Origin of the sequence: Streptomyces sp. NPDC060000, from assembly GCF_042737375.1 — a bacterium.
Lineage (GTDB): Bacteria > Actinomycetota > Actinomycetes > Streptomycetales > Streptomycetaceae > Streptomyces.
The window spans coordinates 24,413-49,212 of the sequence record NZ_JBHWUU010000074.1; the positions used below are offsets into that span (position 1 = coordinate 24,413).

The following is a 24,800-nucleotide window of genomic DNA, read 5'->3' on the forward strand; positions in this document are numbered from 1 at the left end:
GGGGGGGGGGCTGGGGGGGGGGCGGGTTTGGGCGCGGCCCCGGGGGGGGGCGGCCGGGGGGGGGCGCGGCCGGGCCGGGGGGGCCCCCGCCCCGGCCCCCCACCACTGGAACTAGCTCAGGCCCTCGACGGTGGTGCGGACCTTGGAGATGATGGCGTCGGGGATCGGCGCGTAGTCGATGCCCGAGAGGATGCCCTGGCCGTCCTCGCTGGCGATGTAGCGCAGGAACGCCTTGGTGGCCGGCAGGGTGGCGGCCTTGTTGCCCTTGTCGCAGGCGATCTCGTACGTGACCAGGGTGAGCGGGTAGGCGCCGTCGGCCTTGGTGTTGTAGTCCAGCTTCAGCGACAGGTCGCTGCCGGTGCCGACGACCTGCGCGGCGGCGACGGCCTTGGTGGCGCCGTCGGAGGAGGGCTTGACCGGGGCCGAGGCGCCCGTGTTGACGGCGACGGTGCCGAGACCGTCCTTGGCGTACGACAGCTCCATGTAGCCGATCGCGCCGTTGGTCTGCTTGACGCCCTGGGCGACACCGGAGGAGCCGGCCGCGGCCTGGCCGCCCTTGGCCTGCCAGGCCTTGCCGCCGGAGTACTTCCAGTTGTCCGGGGTGGCGGCGATCAGGTACTTGGTGAAGTTGTCCGTGGTGCCGGACTCGTCGGAGCGGTGGTACGGCTGGATCTTCAGGTCGGGCAGCGTCACGCCGGCGTTGAGCGCCGCGATGGCCTTGTCGTTCCAGTTGGTGATCTTGCCGTCGAAGATCTTGGCGATCGTCGCGGCGTCGAGCGTCAGGCTGTCCACGCCCGAGATGTTGAAGGCGACGGCGATCGGGCCGGCCACCATCGGCAGGTCGATGCCCTGGCCGCCGGTGCAGACCGACTTGGAGGCGGCGACGGCGTCGGGCTTCAGCGCGGAGTCCGAGCCGGCGAAGGCGACCTGGCCCTGCGTGAACGCGGTGACACCGGCGCCGGAGCCGGAACCCTTGTAGTTGACCTGGACGCCCGAGCAGGCCTGCGTGAAGTTCTTGACCCACGCGTCGATCGCGTTCTTCTGCGCGGAGGAGCCGTCGGCGAGGAGCTGGCCCTTGGCGTCGTCACACTTGATGGAGCCGGAGGCCGCGGTGGCGGAGGAGCTGCTGCCGCTGCTGGAGCCGGTGTCGTCGGAGCCGCACGCCGTGAGGGCCAGGGCGCCGGAGACGGCGAGAGCACCGAGGGAGAGAGCCCGCCGGTTCATGCGCTGAAGCTTCACTTGAGGAAGATCCTTCCAGGAGCCGCCGTCCTGAAATCCGGCGGCGTGCGGAGTATGCAGAAGTCTGCTCGGTACGGACACGACCCCCCGGGTCGCGCATCGCACCGTGTAAGGCCGAAATTAGGCAGATCAGGTGAAGGCGCCTACGGGCGCGAGTGAACGGGGGGTGAACCCCTGGGGACGGTGCGGTTAGGTCACGGAACGCTTACGTCGAGGACACGGAGTGATTCCGGCGGCCGCCGGGTCCGTGCGACCGTTATGCCAGGTGCAGGACCTGCAGCAGGGCGTCCACGAGGGTGCGGTCCCTCGGCTGGGTGAGCCGGTCGCGGGCGGCCGGCGGAGCGAGCCACAGGAGCCGGTCGACCTCGTCGTTCGGGCTGAACGACCCGGACACCGCCTCGGCCGCCCAGTAGCGGACCTGTTTGGGACGGCCGTTCGCCTCGTAGTGCACGGTCGGCAGCCCGGCGCCGGGTGCGGCCCGGTGGCCGGTCTCCTCCTCGACCTCGCGCAGCGCGCCCGCGAGCGGATCCTCGCCACGTTTCAGTTTGCCCTTGGGGTGCGACCAGTCGTCGTACTTGGGACGGTGGACGAGACAGAGCTCCAGCCCGCCGTCCGCCGGGGAGCGGCGCCACAGCACACAGCCGGCCGCCAGGACGGGGGTGTCGTCGGGGATCTCGGCCGGGGTCTCGTCGGAGATGCCGTGGAGGGCGTCGCCGGGGATGCCGGCGGGGGTGCCTTCGTGGATTGCTTCGTGGATTCCTTCGGAGTTGTCCGCGGTGCTCATCCTGGTCCTCACCACCTGTCCGGTCAGGGTGCGCCGATGGTCTGCTTCTGCCACGAGCGCTGGAACGCGTACCGTGCCGCCTCCACCTCATGCCGCTGGTCCGCGTGCAGCACGCCGAGCGCGTACGCCGTCGCGGGCGCGATACGGGGCGTGCGGGCCGCCTGGGCCGCGGCGGAGGAGGCCTCGGAGGCGTCGCGGTGCCGGTCGAGGGCCTCACCCGCCGTGAGCAGGCGGACATCCAGGGGGGTGCCCCGGCCGTGTACGACCTCGCAGGCGTACCGGTGCAGCCGCAGCAGCAGGCGGACCTGGTGCCAGGGCGCGTCCTGCGGGTGCGGGGCCGGGTCCGGGGAGAGGCCGTGGATCAGGGCCTCCGCGTTGTAGGGGCTGCCCGCGGTGACGAGCGGCAGCGCGGTGACCGCGTCGGCGAGGCGTTCCTCGGCCGCCCTGGCGAGGGGCCGCAGGTCGGTTCCGGCGGCGGTGGAGGCGAGGGGGACCTCGCTGGCGAGGACGGCGACCTTGTCCGCGACGGCGTGGAAGCGGGAGGAGCCCAGCGCCTGCAGAGCGGTGGAGTGGGCCCGGGTGCGGGCCAGGGTCAGCTGCCGGTCCAGGAGGGCGCCCGCCTTCGCCGCGCCCACGGTGAGGTTGCCGCGGTCCGGGGCCGCCGGGTGGGCGGCGGCACGGCCGCCCGCGCCCGGGCCTGCCGGGCCGGCCAGTTGGGTCGGTACGGGCGGCGGGCCCGACAGCCGGTTCAGCGCCAGCAGCAGCCGTTCCAGGCGCGCCCCGTACGCGTGCTCCAGGGCCAATGTGCCGGACAGCCAAGCCAGTTCGGGGCGGATGCCCTCAGACCACTCGGGCTCGAGGAGCGGCCGGAAGGTGTGCAGGCTGCCGCTGATGCGACGGGCCGAGCGGCGCAGGGCACGCGCCGCGTCGACGCGTGCCTCCGTGCTGCTCGCCGCGACGCCCGCACCGGCTGCCGAGGCGCTCGCCGAGCCGTTCGACGGGCCGTTCGACGGGGCGCCCCCCGTCTCCCGGTGCAGGCGCAGTGCGCGGAGGAACTCCGTGGCCTGGCCCCTGAGGTAGCCCGCGAGGGCGTCCCCCGTGGTCACGGGCCCGGCCGTGGGGTCCGTCAGGTCATGGTGTCGCTGTGCCACGCCGGCGCCTCCGGGCGTCTATGAGCATCTCCTGGACGTTGCGCAGGGGCGCGCCGTCCGCGTCGGTCGCGTGCCTGATCCACTCGCCGTCCGGGCCGAGGTGCCAGGAGGCGGTGGACTCGGACATGCCCGTCTCCAGGAACCGGTTCAGGGACGCCCGGTGACCCGGGTCGGTGACCCTGACCAGGGCTTCGATACGGCGGTCGAGGTTGCGGTGCATCATGTCGGCGCTGCCGATCCACACCTCGGGCTCCCCGCCGTTGCCGAACCCGAAGATCCGGGAGTGCTCCAGGAAACGGCCGAGGATGGAGCGGACCCGGATGTTGTCCGACAGGCCCGGCACGCCCGGGCGCACCGCGCAGATGCCGCGCACCCACACGTCGACCTGCACGCCCGCCTGGGACGCGCGGTAGAGGGAGTCGATGAGGGCTTCGTCGACGATCGAGTTGACCTTGATGCGGACGTGCGCGGGCCGTCCGGCGCGGTGGTGCTGGATCTCCTTGTCGATGCGGGCGATCAGGCCGTCCCGCAGGGACTTGGGAGCGACGAGGAGACGGCGGTAGGTCTCTCGGCGGGAGTACCCGGAGAGCCGGTTGAACAGGTCGGACAGGTCCGCGCCGACCTGTGGGTCCGCGGTCAGCAGGCCGAGGTCCTCGTAGAGCCGGGCCGTCTTCGGGTGGTAGTTGCCGGTGCCGACGTGGCAGTAACGCCGTAGCGTGTCGCCTTCCTGACGGACCACCAGCGACAGCTTGCAGTGCGTCTTGAGGCCGACGAGGCCGTAGACGACGTGGCAGCCGGCCTCCTCCAGCTTGCGCGCCCACTTGATGTTGGCGTGCTCGTCGAAGCGGGCCTTGATCTCGACGAGGACGAGGACCTGCTTGCCGGACTCGGCGGCCTCGATGAGCGCGTCGACTATCGGGGAGTCGCCCGAGGTCCGGTACAGGGTCTGCTTGATGGCGAGGACGTCCGGGTCCAGCGCCGCCTGCTCCAGGAACGCCTGCACGGACGTCGAGAACGAGTCGTACGGGTGGTGCAGCAGGACGTCCCGGCTGCGCAGGGCCGCGAAGATGTCCGGCGGGGACGCCGACTCGACCTCGGCGAGGTCCCGGTGGGTGCCGGCGATGAACTTCTTGTACTTCAGCTCCGGTCGGTCGAGGCCGGAGATGCGGAAGAGACCGGTGAGGTCGAGCGGGCCCGGCAGCGGGTAGACCTCGGCCTCGCTGATCTTCAGCTCGCGCACCAGCAGGTCCAGCACCTCGCGGTCGATGGACTCCTCGACCTCGAGGCGCACCGGCGGCCCGAAGCGGCGCCGCATGAGCTCCTTCTCCAGGGCCTGGAGGAGGTTCTCGGCGTCGTCCTCCTCGACCTCGAGGTCCTCGTTGCGGGTGAGCCGGAACGCGTGGTGCTCCAGCACCTCCATGCCCGGGAACAGCTCCTCCAGGTGCGCGCCGATGATGTCCTCGATCGGGACGTACCGGCCGGGAGAGCTCTCCAGGAAGCGGGACAGCAGCGGCGGCACCTTGACGCGCGCGAAGTGCTTGTGGCCGCTGACCGGGTTGCGCACGACGACCGCGAGGTTCAGCGAGAGACCCGAGATGTACGGGAAGGGGTGCGCGGGGTCGACGGCGAGGGGGGTGAGCACCGGGAAGATCTGGTGCCGGAAGAGCGTGAAGAGGCGCGCCTGCTCCTTCTCCGTCAGCTCGCTCCAGCGGACCAGGTGGATGCCCTCCTCCGCGAGGGCGGGCGCGATGTCCTCGTGGTAGGTCGCGGCATGCCGGGCCATGAGCTCGCGCGAGCGGGCCCAGATCATCTCCAGCACCTCGCGCGGCTGGAGACCGGAGGCGGAGCGGGTGGCGACCCCGGTGGCGATCCGGCGCTTCAGACCGGCCACCCGGACCATGAAGAACTCGTCCAGGTTGCTGGCGAAGATGGCGAGGAAGTTGGCCCGCTCGAGGAGGGGCGTGTTCGGATCCTCGGCGAGTTCCAGAACGCGCTCGTTGAACGCGAGCCAGCTGCGTTCCCGGTCGAGGAAGCGGCCCTGCGGCAACTGCGGGCCGTCGTACGGCGCCTCCTCGTACGTGTCGAGGTCGGCGTCGATGTCGGGCTCGAGATCGGAGACCACCGCGGAGACGGTGTGCGGGCGGTGCGCGGCTATGGAGCCCACGGAGGGCTGCGCGTGCTGGACCTCGGCATGGGCGTCTGACTGGCTCATGGACCCATTCTTCCGCGCCAGGAGCGTGACCGGCGCGTCGGAACGTGCGGGCGGGATCGCTGTGGAGTCTCCTGGGGGCCGATTTCCCCCGGGAGGCGGCGAAGGCTCGGGCACGGCGGGCTTCATTCGCCGAGCGTCGCAAGGCCGTCTTAACCGATGGTTACGGAGACATGGCCTGCGGGATATCGGGGGGCGGCTCGCGGGGGTCGATGTCGTGGAGGTCGACGTCGTGGAGCGGGAGTGCGCGGGAGTGGCCGGGGGCGGGCTCCGGCGTGGGAACGGGGTCCGGCGGGGTGTGGCCCAGGGGGTGGTGCGCGGCCGGCCCGGGGGTGGTGCCGTCCCGAGTGCGGTCCACGCGTGTGTGCGGGTCCCTCCACTCCTCCCGTGGAGGGACCCGCACACACCGGTCCGGGCGCGGGTCAGGCCGCGGTGGCGCTCGCCGTGCGGCGGCGGAGGAGGAGGAACGCGGCGGCGGTCGCGAGGGCGGCGACGGCCAGGACGATGCCGGTCTCCACGAGGTGGATCGGCCAGTAGTGGGACTCGGGGTGGTAGGTCGTGTAGTAGCCGGTGATGCCCAGGTCGTCGAGGCAGCGCCGGGTCTCGGCGGCCGTGCCGTCGCACCGCCAGTAGTCGACGTCGGGGGTGCGGTGCCCGTGGACCAGCGCACCGCTCTCCAGCTCCCACGCGTTGTCGGGAGGGTCGGCCCCGTTCGCCACCGACGTGCGGGTGAGAGCGGGCCAGAAGGAACCGCGGTACTGCGCCAGGACGAAGGCGAGCAGTCCGGTCGCGGCGACGGAGACGACCAGTGCGGGCAGCGCGCGGCGCAGCAGGAGCGCGGTGAACGCGCCGAGGGCGAGCGCGCAGAGGGCGTACGCGAGGGTGGCCGGGCCGCGTGAGAGATAGGCGTCGTCGCCCATCCACCCGTTGTACGTCAGATTGCGGTGGGCACCCCAGGCCCAGCGGTACACCAGGACCAGCGCGGTGGCGCCGGCGGTCAGGACGAGCGCGGGGACGGCGAGCTTGGCGGTGAGCCAGCGGGCGGGGGTGATGCCCTGGGTCCAGGCGAGGCGGGCGGTGCCGTTCTCCAGCTCGCGGCCGACCAGCGCGCCGCCCGCGAAGGCGGCCACGGCGAGGAACAGGTACGAGATCAGCAGGCCGGCCCAGCCGAGCGACTCGCTGTAGCCGACCCAGCCGACCGCCATGTCGCACAGGTCCTGCTCCGCACGGGCGCAGGCCTCCCACTCCGCGAGCTCCTCCTTGACGCCGACCTCGGTGAGCCACACCAGCCAGCCGCTGAGGACCACCACGGCGGTGGCCCAGACGAGAAGGGCGGTGCGGTGCAGGCGCAGCACGGTGCGGGCGGTGCCCCAGGCGGTGCGGCCGACCGTGTGCCGGTCTGTGTGCCCGGCCGCGCGCCTGTTCATGTGCCCGCTCGTACGGTCGTCCGCCCCGGCCCGGTGGACGGGTCCGCCGGGCGGCGGGCCCTGCTCGGCGACCGCGCTCATACGGCGGCCTCCCGTCCCGCGCGCGGGACGGTGGCGGTCGAGCGCCTGAGCAGGACGAACGCGGCAAAGGCGAGGGCGGCGGCCACGGCCAGCACGAGGGCGGTCGTGGTCAGCTGGAGGGGCCAGTAGTGGGACTCGGGGTGGTAGGTGGCGTAGAAGCCGGTGGCGTGCAGTTCGGCGTACACCTCTTCGCAGCCGGGGACGACGGAGGTCGGCCCGCAGCCGGGGTCGGCGATGTGCGCGCCGGTGGAGGTGACCAGGCCCGAGTCGACGCCCAGGCCCGAGCCCCGGTAGCCGTCGGCGAGGCTGGTGACACGGGTGACGGCCGGCCACAGGTGAGGCATGGCCTGGTCGGCCAGGAACCGCACGGCTGCGACGAAGCCGAGGGCGAGCGTCAGCGCGGGCAGCGTACGGCGCAGCAGCAGGCCCGCGAGGGCGCCTGCGGCCAGGCCGGTCAGGGCGAAGGCGACCGTGGTGGGGCCGTTGGTGTGCAGGGTCGGGTTGTCGTACCAGGTCTTGGCGGTGTCGATCCGGCCGTCGCCCGCCGACCACATCAGGCGGTGCAGCGCGACCAGCAGGCCGGTGCCCGCGCCGACCAGGACCGTGGGCACGGCCAGCTTGGTGGCCAGCCAGCGGGCCGGGGACAGGCCCTGCGTCCAGGCGAGCTGCGCGGTTCCGTGCTCCAGCTCACGGCCGAACAGGGAGGCGCCCGCCCAGGCGGCGACGAGGAACGGGAGCCCGGTCAGCGCGTTGGTCGTGTACATGTACACGCTCTTGTAGCGGAGGATCGCGTTCTGGTCGTACGTGCAGGGGTTGCCGTCGGCGCATTCGGACCGGTACTGCCGCCAGGCCGCGGCCGCCGAGTCGGTCAGCGGACCCCACAGCCACAACAGACCGAGGGCGAGTACGGCGACGAGGCCGATCCAGACGTACAGGGCGGGCCGGTGCAGACGGAACAGCCAGCGGGCTCCGCGGCTGGTCCTCGACGACTTCGAGGCGGCCGGCGAGAGGGAGAGTGCGGTCATACGGCGGCCTCCTCGGGCTCGGCCGGGACGAGCGGGGCGGCCTGCGGGTTGCGCAGGTAGGCGAGGACGAGTTCCTCCAGGGAGGGCGTCGAGGTGCGCCAGCCGTCGGCGAGCGGGCCGGCGGGGCGCACCAGGGCGGTGAGCTGGCGGCCGGTGACCCGGGACTCGACGACCGTGTGCGGGGCCAGTTGCGGTGAGTGGCCCGGGGAACCGTCCGGGGAGCCGTCCGGGGTGGGCCGGGCGGTGTCCGCGAGGGTGCTCACGCGCGTGTGGGCGGCGAGCAGGTCGTCGATCTCACCGGCGAGCCGCACCCGGCCGCCGCCGACCAGCAGCAGGTGGTCGCAGGAGTCCTCGAGCTCGGCGACCACGTGGGACGACATCACGATCGTCGTGCCGTACTGCGCCGCCCCCGCCATCAGGGTGCCCATCAGCTCGTGCCGGGCCAGCGGGTCGAGGTCGGCGATCGGCTCGTCTAGGAGGAGCAGTTCGGGCCGCTTGGCGAGAGCCAGGGCGAGCGCGACCCGGGTGCGCTGGCCGCCGGAGAGGGAGCGGATCTTCTTCCCGGGGTCGAGATCGCCCGCGGAAACGATTCGCTCGGCGGTCTCTGCGTCCCAGCGCCCCGGGTTGAGATCGGCGCCCACGAGCAGGGTCTCGGCGACGGACAGTTGCGGGTACAGCGGTTTGTCCTGGGCGACGTAAGCGACACGTGCGCGTGCGGACGCGGGATCCGTACCGAGGACGGTGACCCGGCCCTCGGTGGGGGCCAGCAGGCCCGCGGCGAGGGCGAGGAGCGTGGACTTGCCCGCGCCGTTCGGGCCGACCACGGCACAGACGCGCCCGGCGGGGAGGCGGAACGTGCAGTCGCGCAGCGCCCAGCCCCCCCGACGGCCGAAGCGCTTGCCGAGCGCGGTTGCCGCCATGGCGGTGTCGGTCATGAGGGGTCTCCATGATTCAGGTCGTGCCGGTCGTGTCCGCCGGGCCGGTCGTGCTGGTCGGGCCGGCCACTTCTGCCGGGCCGGTCTTGTTCGCCGCGCGGGTCCTGCTGGTCCTGCCGGGCGTTGCGGTCCCGTCGGTCCTGCGCGCCCCGTCCGCCGTTCGGGTCCGGTGCGGTGGCGAAGTGCTCGTCGAGTACGGCCGTGAAGAGCGCGGCCACGTCGTCGCGGTCCAGCGCGGCCTCCCGGGCCCGGACGGCCCAGGCGTCCAGGTCCGCGCGCAGGGGCGAGTCGGCGGGGGTGGTGTTCAGTCCGCGCCGAACGAAGGTGCCGATGCCCCGCCGGGCCTCCACCAGCCCGTCGCGCTCCAGCTCGCGGTACGCCTTCAGCACGGTGTTCGGGTTGATGGCGGTCGCCTCGACGACCTCGCGGGCGGTGGGCAGCTTGTCGCCGGCCCGGAGCATGCCCAGACGCAGGGCCTGCTTCGTCTGCTGGACGATCTGGACGTAGGTGGCCACGCCGCTGTGCCGGTCGATGCGGTATTCGACCACTGGACAACCACCCTTTCACTAATTGAGTAGTGAAAGGGTGGTGCAAGAGGGGTGCGCAAGTCAAGAAAAAATTTGTGCGGCCAACCGTGAACCGATCGGCGGGGCTCGTCCGATGAGGGGATGTGAGCGAAACGAGAAGCGACGGGGAGCTGCTGCGGGCCATCGCGGCGGACCGGGACCGTCACGCCTTCGAGGAGCTGTACCGGCGGTACGCACCATGGCTGACCGCGCGCCTGCGCGGCCGCTGCGCGGACGCCGCGATAGTCGACGACGTCGTGCAGGAGACGTTCCTCGCGGTGTGGCGCGGCACCGCCCGCTACCGCGAGGAGGGCTCCTCCGCCGACGCGGCCGGCTGGCTGTGGCGCATCGGAGCGCGCCGCCTGGTCGACGCCGTGCGCGGCGACGGGGCGCGCGGCCGGCTGCGCCAGGCGCTCTCCCGGCTGCGGCACCGGGACGAGGCCTCGGCGGAGGAACGCGTGCTCGCGGGGGTGGAGCACGGGGACCTCGCCGGGGCCCTCACCCGCCTCTCACCCGAGCTGCGGGCCGTCCTCCAGGCGACCGTCATCGACGGGCTCACCACCCGGGAGGCGGCCGTACTGCTCGGCATCCCGCCCGGCACCGTCAAGACGCGGGCCCAGCGTGCCCGCAAGCAACTGCGGGAGGCGCTGGCATGAGGCGGTACGTGTGCGGAGTGGGCCCGCGCGGGCGCGTGGGTGAGGGACAGTCGAGGGAGGTCGTGGCATGACGTGGCATGTGGCTGAAGAGGACCTGCGGGCTTACGCGCACGGCCGGTTGGCACCGCCGCTGCTGTGGTCCGCCGACACCCACCTCGCCGGGTGCGCACCGTGCCGGACCCGGCTCGCGGAAGCCTCCGACCCGGTCTTGCTGGACGCCGGCTGGGAGCGGCTGGACGCCGAGCTGGACGCGCCGCGGCCGGGCCTGATCGAGCGGCTGCTGGTGCGGCTCGGCGTGGCCGACCACACCGCGCGGCTGCTGGCGGCGACACCGGTGCTGCGCCGCTCCTGGCTGCTGTCGGTGCTGTTCCTGCTGGTCATGACAGTGCTGGCGGTGCGGATGGCGGACCAGCCCGCGCTGTTCCTCGCGCTGGCTCCGCTGCTTCCGCTCGTTGGGGTCGCCCTGTCGTACGGGCCGTCCCTGGACCCGACGTACGAGATGGCCGTCGTCGCCCCGCTGCACGGCTTCCGGCTGCTGATGATCCGTACGGTCGCGGTGCTCACCGCGGGCCTGGCGTTCAACGGACTGGCGACCCTGGCGCTGCCGGGGTACGGGCTGTCGGCCCTGGCCTGGCTGCTGCCCGCGCTCGCCCTCACCGCGACGGGACTCGCGCTGACCGCCCGCCTGGGCCCGGTCGTCGCGCCCGCCCTGGTCGGCGGCGCGTGGGTGACGCTGCTGGTGGTGGCGCAGAGTCAGGTGCACGCCCACGACACGCTCGCCCCGTTCACGGCGGTCGGCCAGTCGGTCGCGGCGGCCGTGGCAGCCCTCGCCGCTCTCCTGCTCTACCAGGCCCGCGACCGCTTCGACGCGCGCCCGCTGGCCGGCTTCCCGGACGGCGGCAGCGCGTGACGCGGCCATCCGCTCTCGTGGCCGGCCCGGCCTTCGTGCGACGCGCCGTCGTAGGGACGGCCGTCGTGGCTGACGGTCCCGCCCGGCGGTGGGTGACGCGGCCATCCGCTCTCGTGGCCGGTCCGGCCTTCGTGCGACGCGCCGTCGTAGGGACGGCCGTCGTGGCTGACGGTCCCACCCTGCGGTGGGTGACGCGATCACCCTCCCTCGCGGCCCACTTCCCGGCCCCACCCGCCGACCCGACTTCCAGGAGTTCCGCATGACCAGCGCTTCCATCCCCGGCCCCACCACCCTGACGGCCACCGACCTCTCCCTGCGCTACGGCGGGACCCGTGCCCTCGACGGGGTCTCGCTGCGGCTGACGCGTGGCGTCACCGGGCTGCTGGGCCCCAACGGCGCCGGGAAGACCACCCTGTTGCGGGTGCTGGCCACGGCCGTGCCGCCCGACGGCGGTGAGTTCACGGCCCTGGGGCACGACCCCGGCTCCGCGTCCGGCCGTCTCGCCCTGCGCCGCACGCTCGGCTATCTGCCCCAGAGCCCCGGATTCCACCCGGAGTTCACGGCCTTCGAGTTCGTCGACTACGTGGCCATCCTCAAGGAGCTGACCGACCGCGGTGCCCGGCTGAGCGAGGTGCGGCGCGTGCTGGAGGCCGTCGACCTCTCGGAGGTGCGCGGCAAGCGCATCAAGCGGCTGTCCGGTGGCATGCGGCAGCGCGTCGCCCTGGCCGCCGCACTCGTGGGCGACCCCGGCTTCCTGGTGCTGGACGAGCCGACCGTCGGCCTCGACCCCGAACAGCGCATGCGCTTCCGCGAGTTGATCGCCCAGGCGGGCGAGGGCCGCACGGTCCTGCTGTCCACCCACCAGACGGAGGACGTGGCGATGCTCTGCCATCGCGTGGTGGTGCTGGCCCAGGGCCGCATCCGCTTCGAAGGCACCCCCGCCGACCTGACAGCCCGCGCGGCCGGCCGGGTCTGGAGCAGTACGGAACGCGACCCGAAAGCCCTGGCCGGATGGCGCACCGGCACCGGCAGCTTCCGCAACATCGGCGAACCGCCGACCGGCGCCGACCTCCTCGAACCCACCCTGGAGGACGGCTACCTGCTCGCCCTCGACGGCGAGAACGCGGAGGTGGCGGCATGAGCACCACGACCCCGACGATCACGGAACCCGCCGGCACTCTCACCGAGCCGCCGCGCGAGGGCCGCCGCACCGGAGCCGTCATCGCGCTCGCCCGCTTCGAGGCACGCGAACTGCTCCAGCAGATCCCGGTACTGGTCTTCTTCGCGCTCTTCGTCCTCCTCATCGCCCTGCGGCTGATGAGCAACGACGGCATGGACGACTACCCCGTCCTCAACACGGTCGACCGCCGCACCCAGACGACGCCTCTGCTGTTCGCCCTCGCCATGCTGATCTGCACCAACGCGGCCGCGCTGCGCTCGCGGAAGCACAGCACGGTGCAGCAGTTCGCGGTCCTGTCCATGGAACCCTGGCGGCGCACCCTCGCCCATGTGCTGTCCGTGCTCCCGTACGCGGGGCTCACCGCGCTCGCCGTCGCGGCCGAGTTCACCCGAGAGGCGCTGAAGCCGGGCGCGATCGGGCACGGCTCCTTCGGGGAGCTGGCCGTCGGACCGCTGACTGTCCTGCTGGCCGGCATCACCGGCGTGCTGCTGGCCCGCCTGCTGCCCTCCACGTTCGTGCCCATACTGTTCGTCATCGCCGTGTATGTGCTCGGCATCCTGTTCTCCGGCCTCATCGGCATCGACCAAGAGTGGGTCCGCCTGCTCGACCCGATCCAGGTCTTCACGTCCAGCGGCGGCGACCCGGTCCCCTCCGACCTGCTCGGCCGCCCGGCCGGCTGGCACGCCCTGTACGTGACGGGCCTGTGCGCCGTGCTGGCCTGCGCGGCCCTGCTGGTCGCCGGCGGCCGGACCCGAGCCGTCAGGGCGGCGACCGCGCTCGCCCTCGCGGCCACCGCGGCCGGGGTGATCGGCCAGATCCCGCACGGCACGGCAGCCCTCGAGGCGGCGCGCAGGACGGCGGCCGACTCCCCGGAGAAGGTCCAGTCCTGCTCGACGTACGACGGCTCGACGTACTGCTCGTTCCCCGAATGGAGCGGTGTGCGGGCCGACTGGGCCCGGGTCGTCGACCGCGTCAGGGCCGGGGCCGGCGGTACGGCGGCTGAGGCCCGTCTGACGATCCGCCAGCGGATCTACGTCAGCAGCGAGGAGGTCGAGGTCGACGGCGCCCTGGACCCCTCCACCACGCCGGGCGAGGTGACGGTCGGCACGCGCTGGGGCGGCAACCGCGTCCCGGAGTTCGCGGTCGGAGTCGCCTCGGTCCTGGTGGGAGGCTCCGAGGACGTGACGACCGAACCGATGTGCGACGCCCGCGCGGTGACCGTCATGTGGCTGGTCCTGGGCAACGACCCCACCCCGCTGGCCACCTTCCGGAACGTGCGGCTGGACGACAGCGCCAGCGGCTCGGGCGTGCTTCTGACCCCGACGAGCGGACTGAGCCTGTCGGGCCCGCAGACGACGGTGATCCGGGAGCTGCTGGACCGCCCGCGTGCCGAGATGACGGCGCGGGTCAAGGCCCACTGGACGGAACTGACCTCCGCGAGGACGACGACCGCCCAGGCCGCGAAGCTGCTGGGGGTCGCGGTGCCGAAGGAGGCTGAGCAGTGCGGGGAGTAACGCAGGCGGAGACGAGCGGGGTACCGGCGGACCTGCTGCGCGCCCTGGTGCCGCCGGTGTGGCGCAGTCTCCCCTGGCGGGCGCTCACCGCGGCCGGCGGGCTCGGCCTGCTCCTCGCCTCAACGACCCGGCTGCCGGACGAGGCTCCGGACGCCGAACTGGGGCTGCTGGTCCTGCGCCTCACCGCCCTCACCGGCGCGCTCGGGCTGGCCTTCCTGCTGGACGACCCCGCCCGCAACACGACGGCGACCACACCGGTGGGCCGCCCGCGGCGAACCGTGCTGCGGCTGGCCGTCGCCGCCCCTATGACGGCCCTTTGGTGGGCGGCGGCCCTGCTCCTGACGCCCGGCCCGACCCGCCCGGCGCTCGGCCCGGCCACCCTGGAGGCGGCGGGGATGGCCTGCGCCGCCCTCGCCCTCGCGACGATCGCCGTCCGCTTCACACGGACGGCGGAGGTGGGCAGGACCACGGCGATCCGGCTGGGGGCGGCGGCCGCGGTGGCGGTACTGGTCCCGAACCGGTGGGGCCTGCTGGGAACGTCCCAGGACCCCTACTGGCAGGCGACCCAGGTGAGATGGGCGGTGGTGCTGGGGGCGACGGTGGCGCTGAGCGTGCTGTGGACACCGGAGCCGCTACGGGGACGGTGGAGCCACGGACGGAGGCAGCTCAGCCCGCGACCCGGGGACATACCGTCCGGGGACACACCTGCCGGGGACACACCTGCCGGAGAGATAGCGCCCGGGGCCACACCCGCCACCGGGGACGTGCCTCCCGGCGGTACACCTACTGGGGACATGCCTTCCGGCGGTACACCTGCCGGAGACATAGCGCCCGGGGCCACACCCACCTAGGACGTGCCTCCCGGGGCCACACCCACCGAGGACGTGCCTCCCGGGGCCACACCCACCGAGGGCGTGCCTCCCGGGGTCACACCCACCGAGGGCGTGCCTCCCGGGGTCACACCCACCGAGGGCGTGCCTCCCGGCGGTACACCTACCGGGGACGCGCCTCCCAAGGGGACTCCTTCCGGTTGAGTCTGAGCCTGAGCCGCAGGCTCCAGCAGGCTCTCCGTGGGGCTCACGTCTCCGTGCGGTACATCAGGTCCGTCTCGTGGGTGATGAACCCCAGCCTCTCGTACACCGACACCGCCGCCCTGTTGTCGGCGTCGACGTACAGCATCGCCGTGGGCAGCCCCTGCGCCGCGAGATACCGCAGGCCGATCGTGGTGAGGGCCTTGCCGAGCCCACCCCCCTGCACACCGGGGGCGACGCCGAGGACGTACACCTCACCGAGCTGTTCCTCGGCGTGGACCTTCGTCCAGTGGAAGCCGATGAGCCGGTCGCCGCGGAAGGCGAGGAAGAAGCCGGCCGGGTCGAACCAGGGCTGGGACCTGCGGTCGTCGAGGTCGCGTTGGGTGAGGGAGCCCTGCTCGGGATGGTGGGCGAAGGAGGCGGCGTTGACGGCGAGCCAGGCGGAGTCGTCCCGCCCGGGGACGAAGGCACGGACGGTCACGTCCTCGGGCAGCACGGGTTCGGGCAGCTCGAGGTCGGTCAACGGCCGCCGCATCTGCCGCAGTTCGCGGAACAGGGAGAGCCCCAGGACCTGGGCGAGGTGCCGGGCGGCGGAGTGGCCGCCGTGGGCCCACACCCGCAGCCGCTTGCCTGAGGCGGCGAGCAGGGCCGAGCCGAGCGCCCGGCCGTGCCCGTGGCCGCGGTGCGCGGGGTGGACCACCAGCTCGGCGGCGGGGGCCTCGACCGGATCGGTGTCCTCCAGCTGGGCGTAGCCGACGAGGTCGTCGCCGAGGGAGAGGACCAGGTGGGAGACGCCTTCGCGGGCGCCTCCGCGCAGTTGCAGCCGGCCCTGTTCGGACACCGCCTGCTGGCCGTCCGACCGGGCGGCCTCCGCGAGCAGTTCGAGGACGGCCTCGGTCTGTTCGGGGGAGAGCTCGGAGTGGGTCTCGATCGATCGGGAGCCGGGGATCCGTGCGGTGTCGTCGCTGGTCATGCGTACGAGAGTAAGGGGCGGGCCGCACAAAGTGGCGGCAAGGGGAAAGGCGGAAGGATGAGGTCCGGAAAGGCAAAGCAGGGGGTAAGCGGAGGGCAAAGGGAAACCAGGATGTAACCAAGAACCCCCTGTCGCGCTACGCGCGTTGACCCTAGGCTGCGCCGGACGGGGCCACTCCTCATACGTCGCTCGGGGCCGGCCCGGCCCGGGGGCGCAGTCATCACAGGCAGACACCTCAGGGGGGCGCATGCCAGCCACTTCCCAGCCGCATCCGAGCGGCAGACGTCGTACGTACCGTCTTCTCGCGGCCGCCGCGGGTCTCGCCACGGCAGGTGCCATGGCCGCCGCACTTCCCGCGGACGCCCACGACACCAAGCACTCCAAGCCGCTGCCGAGCCGCTACCAGGACGTGCAGCTGCTGTCCTTCAACGACCTGCACGGCAACCTCGAGCCCCCGTCCGGCTCCTCCGGCCGGGTCACGGAACTTCAGGCGGACGGCACGACGAAGACGATCGACGCGGGCGGTGTGGAGTACCTCGCCACGCACCTGCGCCAGGCACGCGAGGGCAACAAGTACTCCATCACCGCGGCCGGCGGCGACATGGTCGGCGCCTCCCCGCTGATCTCGGGCCTGTTCCACGACGAGCCCACCATCGAGGCGCTGAACAAGCTCGACCTGGATGTCACCTCCGTCGGCAACCACGAGTTCGACGAGGGTGCCAAGGAACTGGCCCGGCTCCAGAAGGGCGGCTGCCACCCGACGGCCGGCTGCTACACGGACAAGAAGTTCAAGGGGGCCGACTTCCCGTACCTGGCGGCCAACGTCCTGAACGAGAAGACCGGCAAGCCGATCCTCAAGCCGTACTTCGTCTGGAAGAAGAAGGACGTCAAGATCGGCTTCATCGGCGTGACGCTGGAGGACACCCCCGGTGTGGTGTCCGCCGAGGGCGTCAAGGGCCTGAAGTTCAAGGACGAGGTCGAGACGATCAACAAGTACGCCGAGGAGCTGCAGAAGCAGGGCGTGAAGTCGATCGTGGCGCTGATCCACGAGGGCGGTCTGCCGGCCTCGGGCGCGTACAACTACAACTGCGACTCCGCGGGCGCGGGCGCCGGCATCTCGGGCCCGATCGTCGACATCGCGAAGAACGTCACGCCGGCGGTGGACGCGCTGGTGACGGGCCACACGCACGCGGCGTACGCGTGCACCGTCCCGGACCCGTCGGGCAAGCCGCGCACGGTCACCTCGGCCGCGTCCTTCGGCCGTCTGTACACGGACACCACGCTGACGTACGACCGGTTCACCGGTGACATCGCGCGTACGGCGGTCAAGTCGGCGAACCACGTGGTCACCCGGACCGTCGCCAAGGCGCCCGACATGACCGAGCTGATCAGCAAGTGGAACACCCTGGCGGCCCCGGTCGGCAACCGGGCGATCGGCTACATCTCCGCGGACGTCCCCAGCACGGGCACCGAGTCCCCGATGGGTGACCTGATCGCGGACGCCCAGCTCTGGTACGGCAAGAAACTCGACCCGGAGACGGACCTCGCGCTGATGAACCCGGGCGGCGTCCGGGCGGGCCTCACCTACGCGGCCAAGGGCAGTGAGGGCGACGGCGTGGTGACCTACGCCGAGGGCTTCACCGTCCAGCCGTTCTCCAACACCGTGAACCTCCAGAACTTCACCGGCGCTCAGCTGATCCAGGTCCTCAAGGAGCAGGTGAGCGGGACGAACGCGGGCGCGCCGAAGATCCTTCAGCCGTCCGCCAACCTGACGTACACGCTGGACCTGACGAAGAGCGGCGCCGACCGCGTCGTCACGGACTCCATCAGGCTCGACGGCGCGGCGATCGACCCGGCCGCCACCTACCGCGTCTCGACCAACAGCTTCCTCGCGGGCGGCGGCGACGGCTTTACCACGCTGGGCCAGGGCACGGGCGACGTCGTCGGCGACGACGACCTGACCGCCCTGGAGCAGTACCTGCTCGCCAACTCCTCGGCCACGGGCCCGATCGCCCCGCCGACGGCGAACCGGATCTCGATCGTGCAGTAACCCGCGAGCGAACCGCAGTCGCAGCGCTTCACCAGGCGGCCCCGTCACCGACGGGGCCGCCTCTTTGTATAAAACCTGTGTGAGTTCCCGATTGGTTCCCGCTGCCGTCTGAAAACTCGTCTCAGCCGCAATTCATGGAGGTCTAAGCGGAATTGGCTTTTTCCGGCTCGGGTGTCCCGTAGTGTTTTCCATGTCGAGAGCGAAGGACGCGAAAGCGAAGAGAGCGAACGACATCAAGACCGAAAGCTTCGACAACACCAGGAGAACGCCATGAGCTTCCACAAGATCGCCCCCGTCAAGAAGGCCCACAAGACCGCTGCCGCCCCGGCTCCGAAGCCCGTGGCCAAGAAGAAGCCCGCGAAGAAGGTCGCCCCGAAGCGCCGCCCGGTCTCGCATAAGGGCTGATGCCGCAGTCGGAACTGTTGCAAACTCGCGACAAATAAGGCACGCGTAAAACCAGCATATTCGGCACCTGATAAACGGAGAGGCATTTCCCATGAGCTTCCACAAGATCGCCCCGGTGAAGAAGGCCCGCAAGACCGCCGCCGCGCCGGCTCCGAAGCCCGCGCCGAAGAAGAAGGCCGCGAAGAAGGTCACCCCGAAGCGCCGTCCGGTCGGGCACAAGGGCTGACGGGACGCCATGAGGCGGGGCCCCCGGTGAGAGCCGGTGGCCCCGCCTCGGCCGTCGTCATGGGCGTGGTCTTGCCCGTGGCCGTGGCCATTGCTTGCCATTGCCATTGCCATTGCCGTGCCCGGTGCCGTTGCCGTGTTGTCCGTGTACGCGTAGGGAGTCGAGGGAGTTGCTGACATGAGGGAAGCCCGTGAGGCCTTCCGCCGCTTCTGGCCGCTGACCAGCGGTGATCGCAGATGGATGCTGGTCATCGTGGCGTGCGTGGTGGTGTCCGCGCTCGCCGAGACGGCTTCCATCCTGCTGTTCGCCGAACTCACCGACAACGCCCTCAAGACCGGCTCGCTCTCAGCCTTCTGGGGTCCGGCCGGGGCCTGGCTGGGGGTCGCCGCCCTGGGCGCGCTCGTCGGCTATCTGGGCAACTCGCTCGCGACCTGGACGGCGGAACGTTTCGTCCTCCGGCTGCGCGCGAACGCCTTCGCCCATGTCCAGGACCTCCCGCCCCACTTCTTCCAGCAGCACCGCCGGGGCGACCTGGTGGAACGGCTGACAGGAGACGTGGAGGCCATCGAGCAACTGGTCGTCTCGGGTGTGGTCGGCACGGTCTCCGCGGCCTTCTCGGCGGTCTTCTACGCGGCGGCGGCCCTGTGGCTCCGCTGGGACCTGGCCCTCGCCACCTTCGTCCTCGCCCCCCTCTTCCTCCTCGCCGCCCGCCGCTTCTCCAGCCGTATCAGGCAGGCCTCGCAGGACGAACGCGTCGCCGACGGCGCGATCACCTCGGTGGTGGAGGAGTCACTGGGCAACGTCGTGCTGACCCAGGCGTACAACCGCCGCCGTGACGAGGAACGACGCCTCGACAAGGAGGCCCGCGCGTGGATGCGGGCCAGCGTGCGCGGGGCGCGGCTGAGCGAGATGTACGAGCAGTTCGTCGAAGTGGTCGAGACCCTCTGCGTCCTCTCGGTGATCTGCCTGGGCGTCTGGGAGATCTCGGCCGGCCGGATGACCCTCGGCGCCCTGCTCGCGTTCGCCGCGTTCATCGGCTACCTCTATCCGCCGGTCCGCAGCCTCGGCCAGCTCGGCCTGACGGTCACCGCGGCCACGGCGGGCGCGGAACGCATCACGGAAGTCCTGGACGCGCAGCCGTCGGTGCGGGACCCGGAAGTCCCCGTCCCCTCCTGGCCGGTCCGGGGCTGGGTCGGTCTGCACGGCGTCTCGTTCCGCTATCCCGACGCGGCCCGCGAGTCGCTGACGGATGTGACCTTCACCGTCGGCCCAGGCGAACTGATCCTCGTCACGGGCGCGAGCGGCGCGGGCAAGTCGACGCTGTCCAAACTCCTCACCCGCTTCTACGACCCCGACTCGGGCGTCATCTGCCTGGACGGGGTCCCGCTCACGGACGTCCCGCTGGAGTTCGTCCGCGAGAACACGGCCCTGCTGCCCCAGCAGACGCTCGTCCTCAACGGCACCATCCGGGAGAACATCGAGTGCGGCCGCCCGGGTGCCACGGACCCGGAGATCGAGCGAGCGGCCAGGTCGGCCGCCGCCCACGAGTTCATCGCCGCCCTCCCCGACGGCTACGACACCCACATCGCCCCCGGCACCGCCGCCCTCTCCGGCGGCCAGCTCCAGCGCATAGCCATCGCCCGCGCGATGCTCCGCGCGGCCCCGGTACTGGTCCTCGACGAACCCACCGCGGGACTCGACTCGGTGGCGGCCCGTCAGATCGTCCAGCCCCTGCGCCGTCTCATGTCCGGCCGCACCACCATCATGATCACCCACGATCTGAGCCTCGCCCCCGACGCCGACCGCATCCTGGTCGTGGACGAGGGACGGTTGCTGGACGCGGGAACGCACGACGAACTGATCTCCCGGTGCGAGGTGTACGCCCGTCTGGCCCAGCCCTGGCCGACGGACGACACGCTGGTGCTGCGCGGCTGGTGAAACGCGTCGGCACGCACGTCTCCCCGCCCACACGGCAGGCGCGCGTGAGCGGGGAGAGGCGTACGGCGGTTCGTCGTGCGGTTCAGCGGGTCACTGGACGGCCCAGCCGAACGCCTTGCCGCCCGACGGGATGCCGCCCGTGCCCGGCCGGAGCACCGTGACGTTCTCGTCCGCGGCGGCGCCGCCCGCGTGCGAGGTCACGTTGTTCCACGGCACCTGGTAGACCGCGCCGCCGGCCTGTGGGCCGTTCGGCATGCCGATGGAGACGTGCGTCGGGGACACCGCGAGGTACTGGCCCATGTGCTGGCTCGCGCCCGGCGTGCCCGGCACCTTGTGGTAGCCGGCGTACAGGACGTCGTCGTGGTCGCCGGGAGCGCCCACCAGGGAGAAGGTCTGCACGGAGCCCGCGCCGGCCACCGTGCCCTGGGACTCGCCGGGAACGCCGACCGCGAGTTGCAGGTCGGCCCAGCCCGGCGTGGCCTTGCCGGGGGCGAGGTCGACGGCGGCGAGGCTCTCACCGAACCGGTCGCCCGTCTCGACGCCACCGACCACGTTCGCCTGGTCCTGGTTGATCACCGTCTGCTGCGACCAGTCGCTCCTGGCGGGGAAGTCGATGACGAAGACGGTTCCGGCGTTCGCCACGTTCGTGCTGGTGCCGGACGGGACGATCGACTCGCCCGGGGCGCCCACGGCGATGATCGAGTCGTTGTTCGTGCCCTTGGGGACGATGGCGACGGACTTGCCCATCTCGTCGCCCTTCTCCGCACCGCCGGAGATCTTGTCGAGGTCCTGGTCGATGCCCGCGCGCACGATCGGTTTGCCGTTCGGGCCCAGGTTGTGGGTCAGGACGGCGAGACCGCCCGCGTCGGCCTTGTCGCCGATGTCCTCGCCCGGCACACCGACCACGATGTTGGTCATGTCCGCCGCGACGGAGGTGCCCACCTTGTCGCCGGCCTCGGGGGAGCCCGGCAGACCGGCGTCCTGGGAGAGGTAGACGTTGGTGTTGCCGTGCACGTACACCACGGAGCCCGCGTCGACGACGGAGCCGACGTCCTCGCCCGGGTCGCCGATCACGATGTACGGCTCGTCGTCGCGGGTGATCCCGGCGGCGAGGGAGTAGCCGAGCGTGTCGCCCTTCTCCTTGCCGGCTCCCTTCAGGCCGCCGTTGCCCTCGCCCTGGGCGTAGTTGTCGGAGGCGCGCCCCTTGCCCAGGCCGTTCGGGGAGCCGTAGATCACGGAGACCATTCCGACGTCCGCGATGGTGTCGGCGTCCTCGTACGGGCTGGAGACGGCGAGGTCGGTGTAGCCGTCCTTGTTGTAGTCGACGGTGGCCAGGGCGTAGCCGAAGCGGTCGCCGGCCTCCGCGCCGCCGGGCACCACGTCCTGGTCCTGGTCCAGCTCGCCGGCGCCCTTGCCGCCGCCGTAGACGACGTGGACGGCGCCGGCCTCGGCGTCGCCGCCGACCGTGGCCTTGGGGTCGCCGAGGGCGGTGTCCTCGACGCCGTCGCCGTTGAAGTCGGCGAACGGGGCCGATTCGGTGGTGGCCTTGACCCAGGCGGCGATGTCGTCGGTGCGGGTGACGACACCGCTGGTGGAGGTCTGCGCGGCGTCGGCGCCGAAGCAGCCGCCCTGGTCGGAGCGGGAGGCGATACCGAGCAGGCCGGCGGAGGTGAACACGGGCGCGCCCGAGTCGCCGGCGCAGATGGCCGCGCCGGAGGCGCCGTGGACGGCGAAGTCGGTGGCGTTGACCTGGTCGACCTGGAAGCTCTCGCCGTGGAGCTTCAGCGGGGCCCATTCGTCCTTGGTCCGTCCGTAGCCGGTGACCGACACGGCGGAGTCCTTGGCGGGCGCGGCGGTGGCGACGCCGGGCAGGGCGATGTCGGCGACGGGCGCGGACAGCCGGGCCAGGACCAGGTCGCGGTCGTCACGTGGGACGAGCTGCACCACTTCGCGGACGGAGCCCGCGGTAGTGGTCAGGTCGGTGCGTCCGATGGTCGCCGTGGTCTTCAGCTTCGGCGCCCCGGCGGGGATCTTGATGGTCTCGGCGGGGTTGTCGGCGAAGCAGGACGCGGAGGTCGCGAGCCATTGGGGGGCTATCAGGGCCGCGGAACAGGCCTTGGCGCCGCCGCCGATGTCGAGGCGGGCGGTGTAGGCGTGGCTGGTGTCGGTCTCCGGCCTGCCGGACACGGCGTGCGCGGAGAGGGCCGGTGCGCCGATGACGGCGGCGGTCACGAGGGCTGCGAGCGCGGTGGATCGCTTGCCGGTTGTGGTCATGGTGATGTGGTCGTCTTCCCCGTTTTTGTGTTACTTGCTGGTGCGGATCTCGACCAGGACGAAGGCGCGTCCGTCCGGGTCGGCGGCCTCACCGGCCGCCTTCCACTCGCCCTTGCCGACGTCGATGCTCTGGGTGGCCCCGTCGGTGGTGAGCTTCACGGCCGCCTCGTGGTCGGCCTCGCCCTTCACCCCGTAGACGGCGGGGATTTCGAGGCTGAGGTAGCCGGAGGGGCCGGTGGCGCGGAAGCAGATCTTCTCGCTCTTGCGGGAGTACACCTCCATCAGACCGGTGGCGGAGGCGCAGTCGGCGAGCGTGATGTGGCCGTCACCGCGCTTCAGCGTGATGCCCTTCTGCGCCTTGATGGCGTCGGCACCCGGGTAGTTGAAGTCCTCGACCAGGTAGCCGGGTGCGCCGTCGACGACCGGGGCCGCGTGGTCGGCGGAGGCGTGGTCGGCGGCCGTGTGGTGGGAGGTGCTGTAGGCCGACGCGAAAGCGACCGCGCCGGCGCAGGCCGTGGCGATCGCACCGGTGGTGATGATCCGCCGTGCGTGTTTCATGGTTGTCCCCCTGATGAGAGTTTCCTTGCGTGCCCTTTGCGTTCCCTTTAGGGAAGGGTGCGCCGAGTCTGTGCACCGCCTGAGGGACGCAGGGAGGGTGTCCGACGTGTGACCACGGGTCAGGCGGTCACAGAGGACGGTGCATTCAAACAGTGGTGCGGGTGAAGTGCCACCGATTTGACCGATGGGTTCCGTGCGAATGCGGACATACGGCCGTGTGGTGTTTGTCATTCCTTCACCGCGTAACTGAGGCCTGGTCAACTTACGTGCGCATCACATAAGTTCACCCCTGCAACAGCCAGGTGCGGCAGCAGCCGCCGTGTGCGCCCGGGGCCGGCCGGCCCGCGCCGCACCGGCACGGGCCCCGCACAGCTTCGGCCGACGACACCCGGCGCGCCCGCCCCTGACCAGGGCGCAGGCCCCCGGGTGCATATCCATGGGGGATTTCTTGGACACCACGTACTGGAGCAGGCGTCGGCTTCTCACCGTCGCCGGCGCCGCCACCGCGGCCACCGCGGTCTCTCTCGCGGCGCCCTCCCGGGCTCTGGCCGCCGCCGCCACCGCCTCCACAGGCTCCGCGGACCTGCCGAGGCTCCCTCAACTCCCGGACACCGACCGCGCGAAGGTCGTCACCGCCTGGAAGATCGGCGGACGGTCCGTCAAGAGTGCCGCGACCCAGGCGCTGACCGGCTCCGCCGCCGACGTCGACCGCTTCCTGACCGCGGACCTGCCGAGCGCCACCGCCGAGGACAACCGCTTCGCCCTCCTCAAGGCGCTGCCCGCCACCGGCAAGGGCATCGCCCGCGACGCCGCCGCCGCGCTCACGGCCGGCGACGACGCCGTCGCCGCATTCCTGTCCGGCGGCTTCAGGACCGCCGAGCTGGAAGACCTCCGTGTCACCGCCCTGACCATCTTGAACAGCGGTGGTAAGGGCGTGCAGCGCGAGGCGCAGAAGGCCCTCGACACCGGCACCGACGACGCCCTGACCACGTTCCTGCTGAACACCCAGATCACCGCCCGTCGCGAGGACGAGCAGGCCGAGGTCTTCGCCATCCTCGCCAAGGCCTCCCCGGAGGTGAAGGCGTACGCCGAGCGCGCCCTGAACGACGGCAGCCCTTCCGCGATCCACTGGTTCCTGAACACCGGTCAGTACATCGCGCGCGCCCGCGACCGGGAGACCGCCACCATCGAACAGCTGGTGGCGATCGTGGAACGCGAGGGCAAGCGCGCCCAGCTCACCTCCGACCGGGCCGTCGCCGCCTCCACCAAGGCGAAGGAGGCCGCCGCCCAGGCGAAGAAGGCGGCCGAGGAAGCCGCCGCGGAGGCCGCCGCCGCCCGCGACGACGTCGTCAAGTCCGGAAAGGCGGCCCGCAAGGCCGCGTCCGCCGCGCAGGGCGCCGCCGCCGCGTCCCGCACCGCCATCCAGGCGTCCGCGGCCGCGCACTCCGCGGCCCGCCGCGCCTCGTACGCCGCCACCGCGGCCGCCCAGGCTGCGGCGACCGCCGGACGGGCCGCGTCCGCCGCCTACTCCGCCGCCATCGCCGCGGCGGGCGACGCCTCCAAGGCCAAGGCCGCCCGGCTGGCCGCCGACGGGGCGAACAAGGCGGCGAGCCAGGCCCGCACGGCCGCCAAGGCGGCCGACGCGGCGGCGACCGCTTCCAACCAGGC

Annotated in this window: 21 protein-coding genes and 1 pseudogene; 10 read left to right on the top strand and 12 right to left on the bottom strand. The window is 72.1% G+C overall.

What is annotated here, in order from left to right:
* Positions 1-111: 111 nt before the first annotated feature.
* The 9 genes and pseudogenes from pstS to ACFWBB_RS32255 form a co-directional block, all read right to left on the bottom strand.
* On the bottom strand, positions 112-1,239 hold the full coding sequence (pstS, locus tag ACFWBB_RS32215) for a phosphate ABC transporter substrate-binding protein PstS (protein WP_385279368.1): 1,128 nt from the start codon (positions 1,237-1,239) through the stop codon (positions 112-114).
* A gap of 256 nt (positions 1,240-1,495) precedes the next feature.
* The gene (locus ACFWBB_RS32220; RefSeq protein WP_385279426.1) at positions 1,496-1,912 is read right to left on the bottom strand and encodes an NUDIX hydrolase; all 417 of its coding nucleotides are present in this window, start codon (positions 1,910-1,912) and stop codon (positions 1,496-1,498) included.
* A 134-nt stretch (positions 1,913-2,046) separates the two neighbouring features.
* Positions 2,047-3,174, bottom strand: a complete 1,128-nt coding sequence (locus tag ACFWBB_RS32225) for a CHAD domain-containing protein (RefSeq protein WP_385279371.1) — start codon at positions 3,172-3,174, stop codon at positions 2,047-2,049.
* On the bottom strand, positions 3,155-5,512 hold the full coding sequence (locus ACFWBB_RS32230) for an RNA degradosome polyphosphate kinase (RefSeq protein WP_385279374.1): 2,358 nt from the start codon (positions 5,510-5,512) through the stop codon (positions 3,155-3,157). The genes ACFWBB_RS32225 and ACFWBB_RS32230 overlap by 20 nt, the downstream gene beginning before the upstream one ends.
* Positions 5,513-5,546: 34 nt before the next feature.
* A complete protein-coding gene (locus ACFWBB_RS32235; RefSeq protein ID WP_385279377.1) occupies positions 5,547-5,741 on the bottom strand; it encodes a hypothetical protein in 195 nt (64 codons plus the stop codon).
* A gap of 64 nt (positions 5,742-5,805) precedes the next feature.
* Positions 5,806-6,891, bottom strand: coding sequence for a hypothetical protein (locus ACFWBB_RS32240; protein WP_385279379.1), 1,086 nt, complete (start codon positions 6,889-6,891; stop codon positions 5,806-5,808).
* Entirely contained in the window at positions 6,888-7,916 is a 1,029-nt protein-coding gene (locus ACFWBB_RS32245; RefSeq protein ID WP_385279382.1) for an ABC transporter permease, read from the bottom strand. The genes ACFWBB_RS32240 and ACFWBB_RS32245 overlap by 4 nt, the downstream gene beginning before the upstream one ends.
* Complete coding sequence (locus ACFWBB_RS32250; RefSeq protein ID WP_385279384.1) at positions 7,913-8,851, bottom strand: ABC transporter ATP-binding protein; 939 nt, start codon at positions 8,849-8,851, stop codon at positions 7,913-7,915. Before ACFWBB_RS32250 ends, ACFWBB_RS32245 begins: the two co-directional genes overlap by 4 nt.
* A gap of 178 nt (positions 8,852-9,029) precedes the next feature.
* Positions 9,030-9,399: pseudogene (locus ACFWBB_RS32255) on the bottom strand (GntR family transcriptional regulator); the annotation flags it as partial.
* 122 nt (positions 9,400-9,521) lie between these two features.
* Between ACFWBB_RS32255 and ACFWBB_RS32260 the strand changes: the two are divergent.
* The 5 genes from ACFWBB_RS32260 (at position 9,522) to ACFWBB_RS32280 (ending at position 14,528) form a co-directional block, all read left to right on the top strand.
* Complete coding sequence (locus ACFWBB_RS32260) at positions 9,522-10,073, top strand: RNA polymerase sigma factor (RefSeq protein ID WP_385279387.1); 552 nt, start codon at positions 9,522-9,524, stop codon at positions 10,071-10,073.
* A gap of 67 nt (positions 10,074-10,140) precedes the next feature.
* A complete protein-coding gene (locus ACFWBB_RS32265; protein ID WP_385279390.1) occupies positions 10,141-10,983 on the top strand; it encodes a zf-HC2 domain-containing protein in 843 nt (280 codons plus the stop codon).
* A 259-nt stretch (positions 10,984-11,242) separates the two neighbouring features.
* Positions 11,243-12,124 (top strand): ABC transporter ATP-binding protein, encoded by an 882-nt coding sequence (locus tag ACFWBB_RS32270; RefSeq protein WP_385279392.1) that lies wholly within the window; start codon positions 11,243-11,245, stop codon positions 12,122-12,124.
* Positions 12,121-13,677 carry an ABC transporter permease gene (locus ACFWBB_RS32275; protein WP_385279395.1) on the top strand — a complete coding sequence of 519 codons (1,557 nt, stop codon included), beginning with the start codon at positions 12,121-12,123 and terminating at the stop codon, positions 13,675-13,677. Before ACFWBB_RS32270 ends, ACFWBB_RS32275 begins: the two co-directional genes overlap by 4 nt.
* Complete coding sequence (locus ACFWBB_RS32280) at positions 13,665-14,528, top strand: ABC transporter (RefSeq protein WP_385279398.1); 864 nt, start codon at positions 13,665-13,667, stop codon at positions 14,526-14,528. Before ACFWBB_RS32275 ends, ACFWBB_RS32280 begins: the two co-directional genes overlap by 13 nt.
* 226 nt (positions 14,529-14,754) lie before the next feature.
* Here ACFWBB_RS32280 and mshD read toward each other — a convergent pair whose 3' ends face one another.
* Positions 14,755-15,681 (bottom strand): mycothiol synthase, encoded by a 927-nt coding sequence (gene mshD / locus ACFWBB_RS32285; RefSeq protein ID WP_385279401.1) that lies wholly within the window; start codon positions 15,679-15,681, stop codon positions 14,755-14,757.
* A 247-nt stretch (positions 15,682-15,928) separates the two neighbouring features.
* On the opposite strand from mshD, the gene ACFWBB_RS32290 reads away from it, so the two are divergent.
* The 4 genes from ACFWBB_RS32290 to ACFWBB_RS32305 all read left to right on the top strand — a co-directional run bounded on the left by ACFWBB_RS32290 (position 15,929) and on the right by ACFWBB_RS32305 (position 20,300).
* Positions 15,929-17,731: a bifunctional metallophosphatase/5'-nucleotidase gene (locus tag ACFWBB_RS32290; RefSeq protein ID WP_385279404.1), complete on the top strand. Its 1,803-nt coding sequence runs from the start codon at positions 15,929-15,931 to the stop codon at positions 17,729-17,731.
* 270 nt (positions 17,732-18,001) lie between these two features.
* Positions 18,002-18,136, top strand: a complete 135-nt coding sequence (locus tag ACFWBB_RS32295; RefSeq protein ID WP_385279407.1) for a hypothetical protein — start codon at positions 18,002-18,004, stop codon at positions 18,134-18,136.
* Positions 18,137-18,227: 91 nt separating this feature from the next.
* Entirely contained in the window at positions 18,228-18,362 is a 135-nt protein-coding gene (locus tag ACFWBB_RS32300) for a hypothetical protein (protein ID WP_385279410.1), read from the top strand.
* A gap of 177 nt (positions 18,363-18,539) precedes the next feature.
* The gene (locus ACFWBB_RS32305) at positions 18,540-20,300 is read left to right on the top strand and encodes an ABC transporter ATP-binding protein (RefSeq protein ID WP_385279412.1); all 1,761 of its coding nucleotides are present in this window, start codon (positions 18,540-18,542) and stop codon (positions 20,298-20,300) included.
* 90 nt (positions 20,301-20,390) lie between these two features.
* On the opposite strand, the gene ACFWBB_RS32310 is transcribed toward ACFWBB_RS32305, so the two are convergent.
* Both ACFWBB_RS32310 and ACFWBB_RS32315 read right to left on the bottom strand, forming a co-directional pair.
* Positions 20,391-22,574 (bottom strand): trypsin-like serine protease, encoded by a 2,184-nt coding sequence (locus ACFWBB_RS32310; protein WP_385279415.1) that lies wholly within the window; start codon positions 22,572-22,574, stop codon positions 20,391-20,393.
* Between the two features lie 30 nt (positions 22,575-22,604).
* Positions 22,605-23,132, bottom strand: a complete 528-nt coding sequence (locus tag ACFWBB_RS32315) for a hypothetical protein (RefSeq protein WP_385279418.1) — start codon at positions 23,130-23,132, stop codon at positions 22,605-22,607.
* Positions 23,133-23,568: 436 nt separating this feature from the next.
* Between ACFWBB_RS32315 and ACFWBB_RS32320 the strand changes: the two genes are divergently transcribed.
* Positions 23,569-24,800, top strand: a 1,232-nt coding sequence (locus ACFWBB_RS32320) for an ALF repeat-containing protein (protein ID WP_385279421.1), incomplete at its 3' end; no start/stop codon positions are given.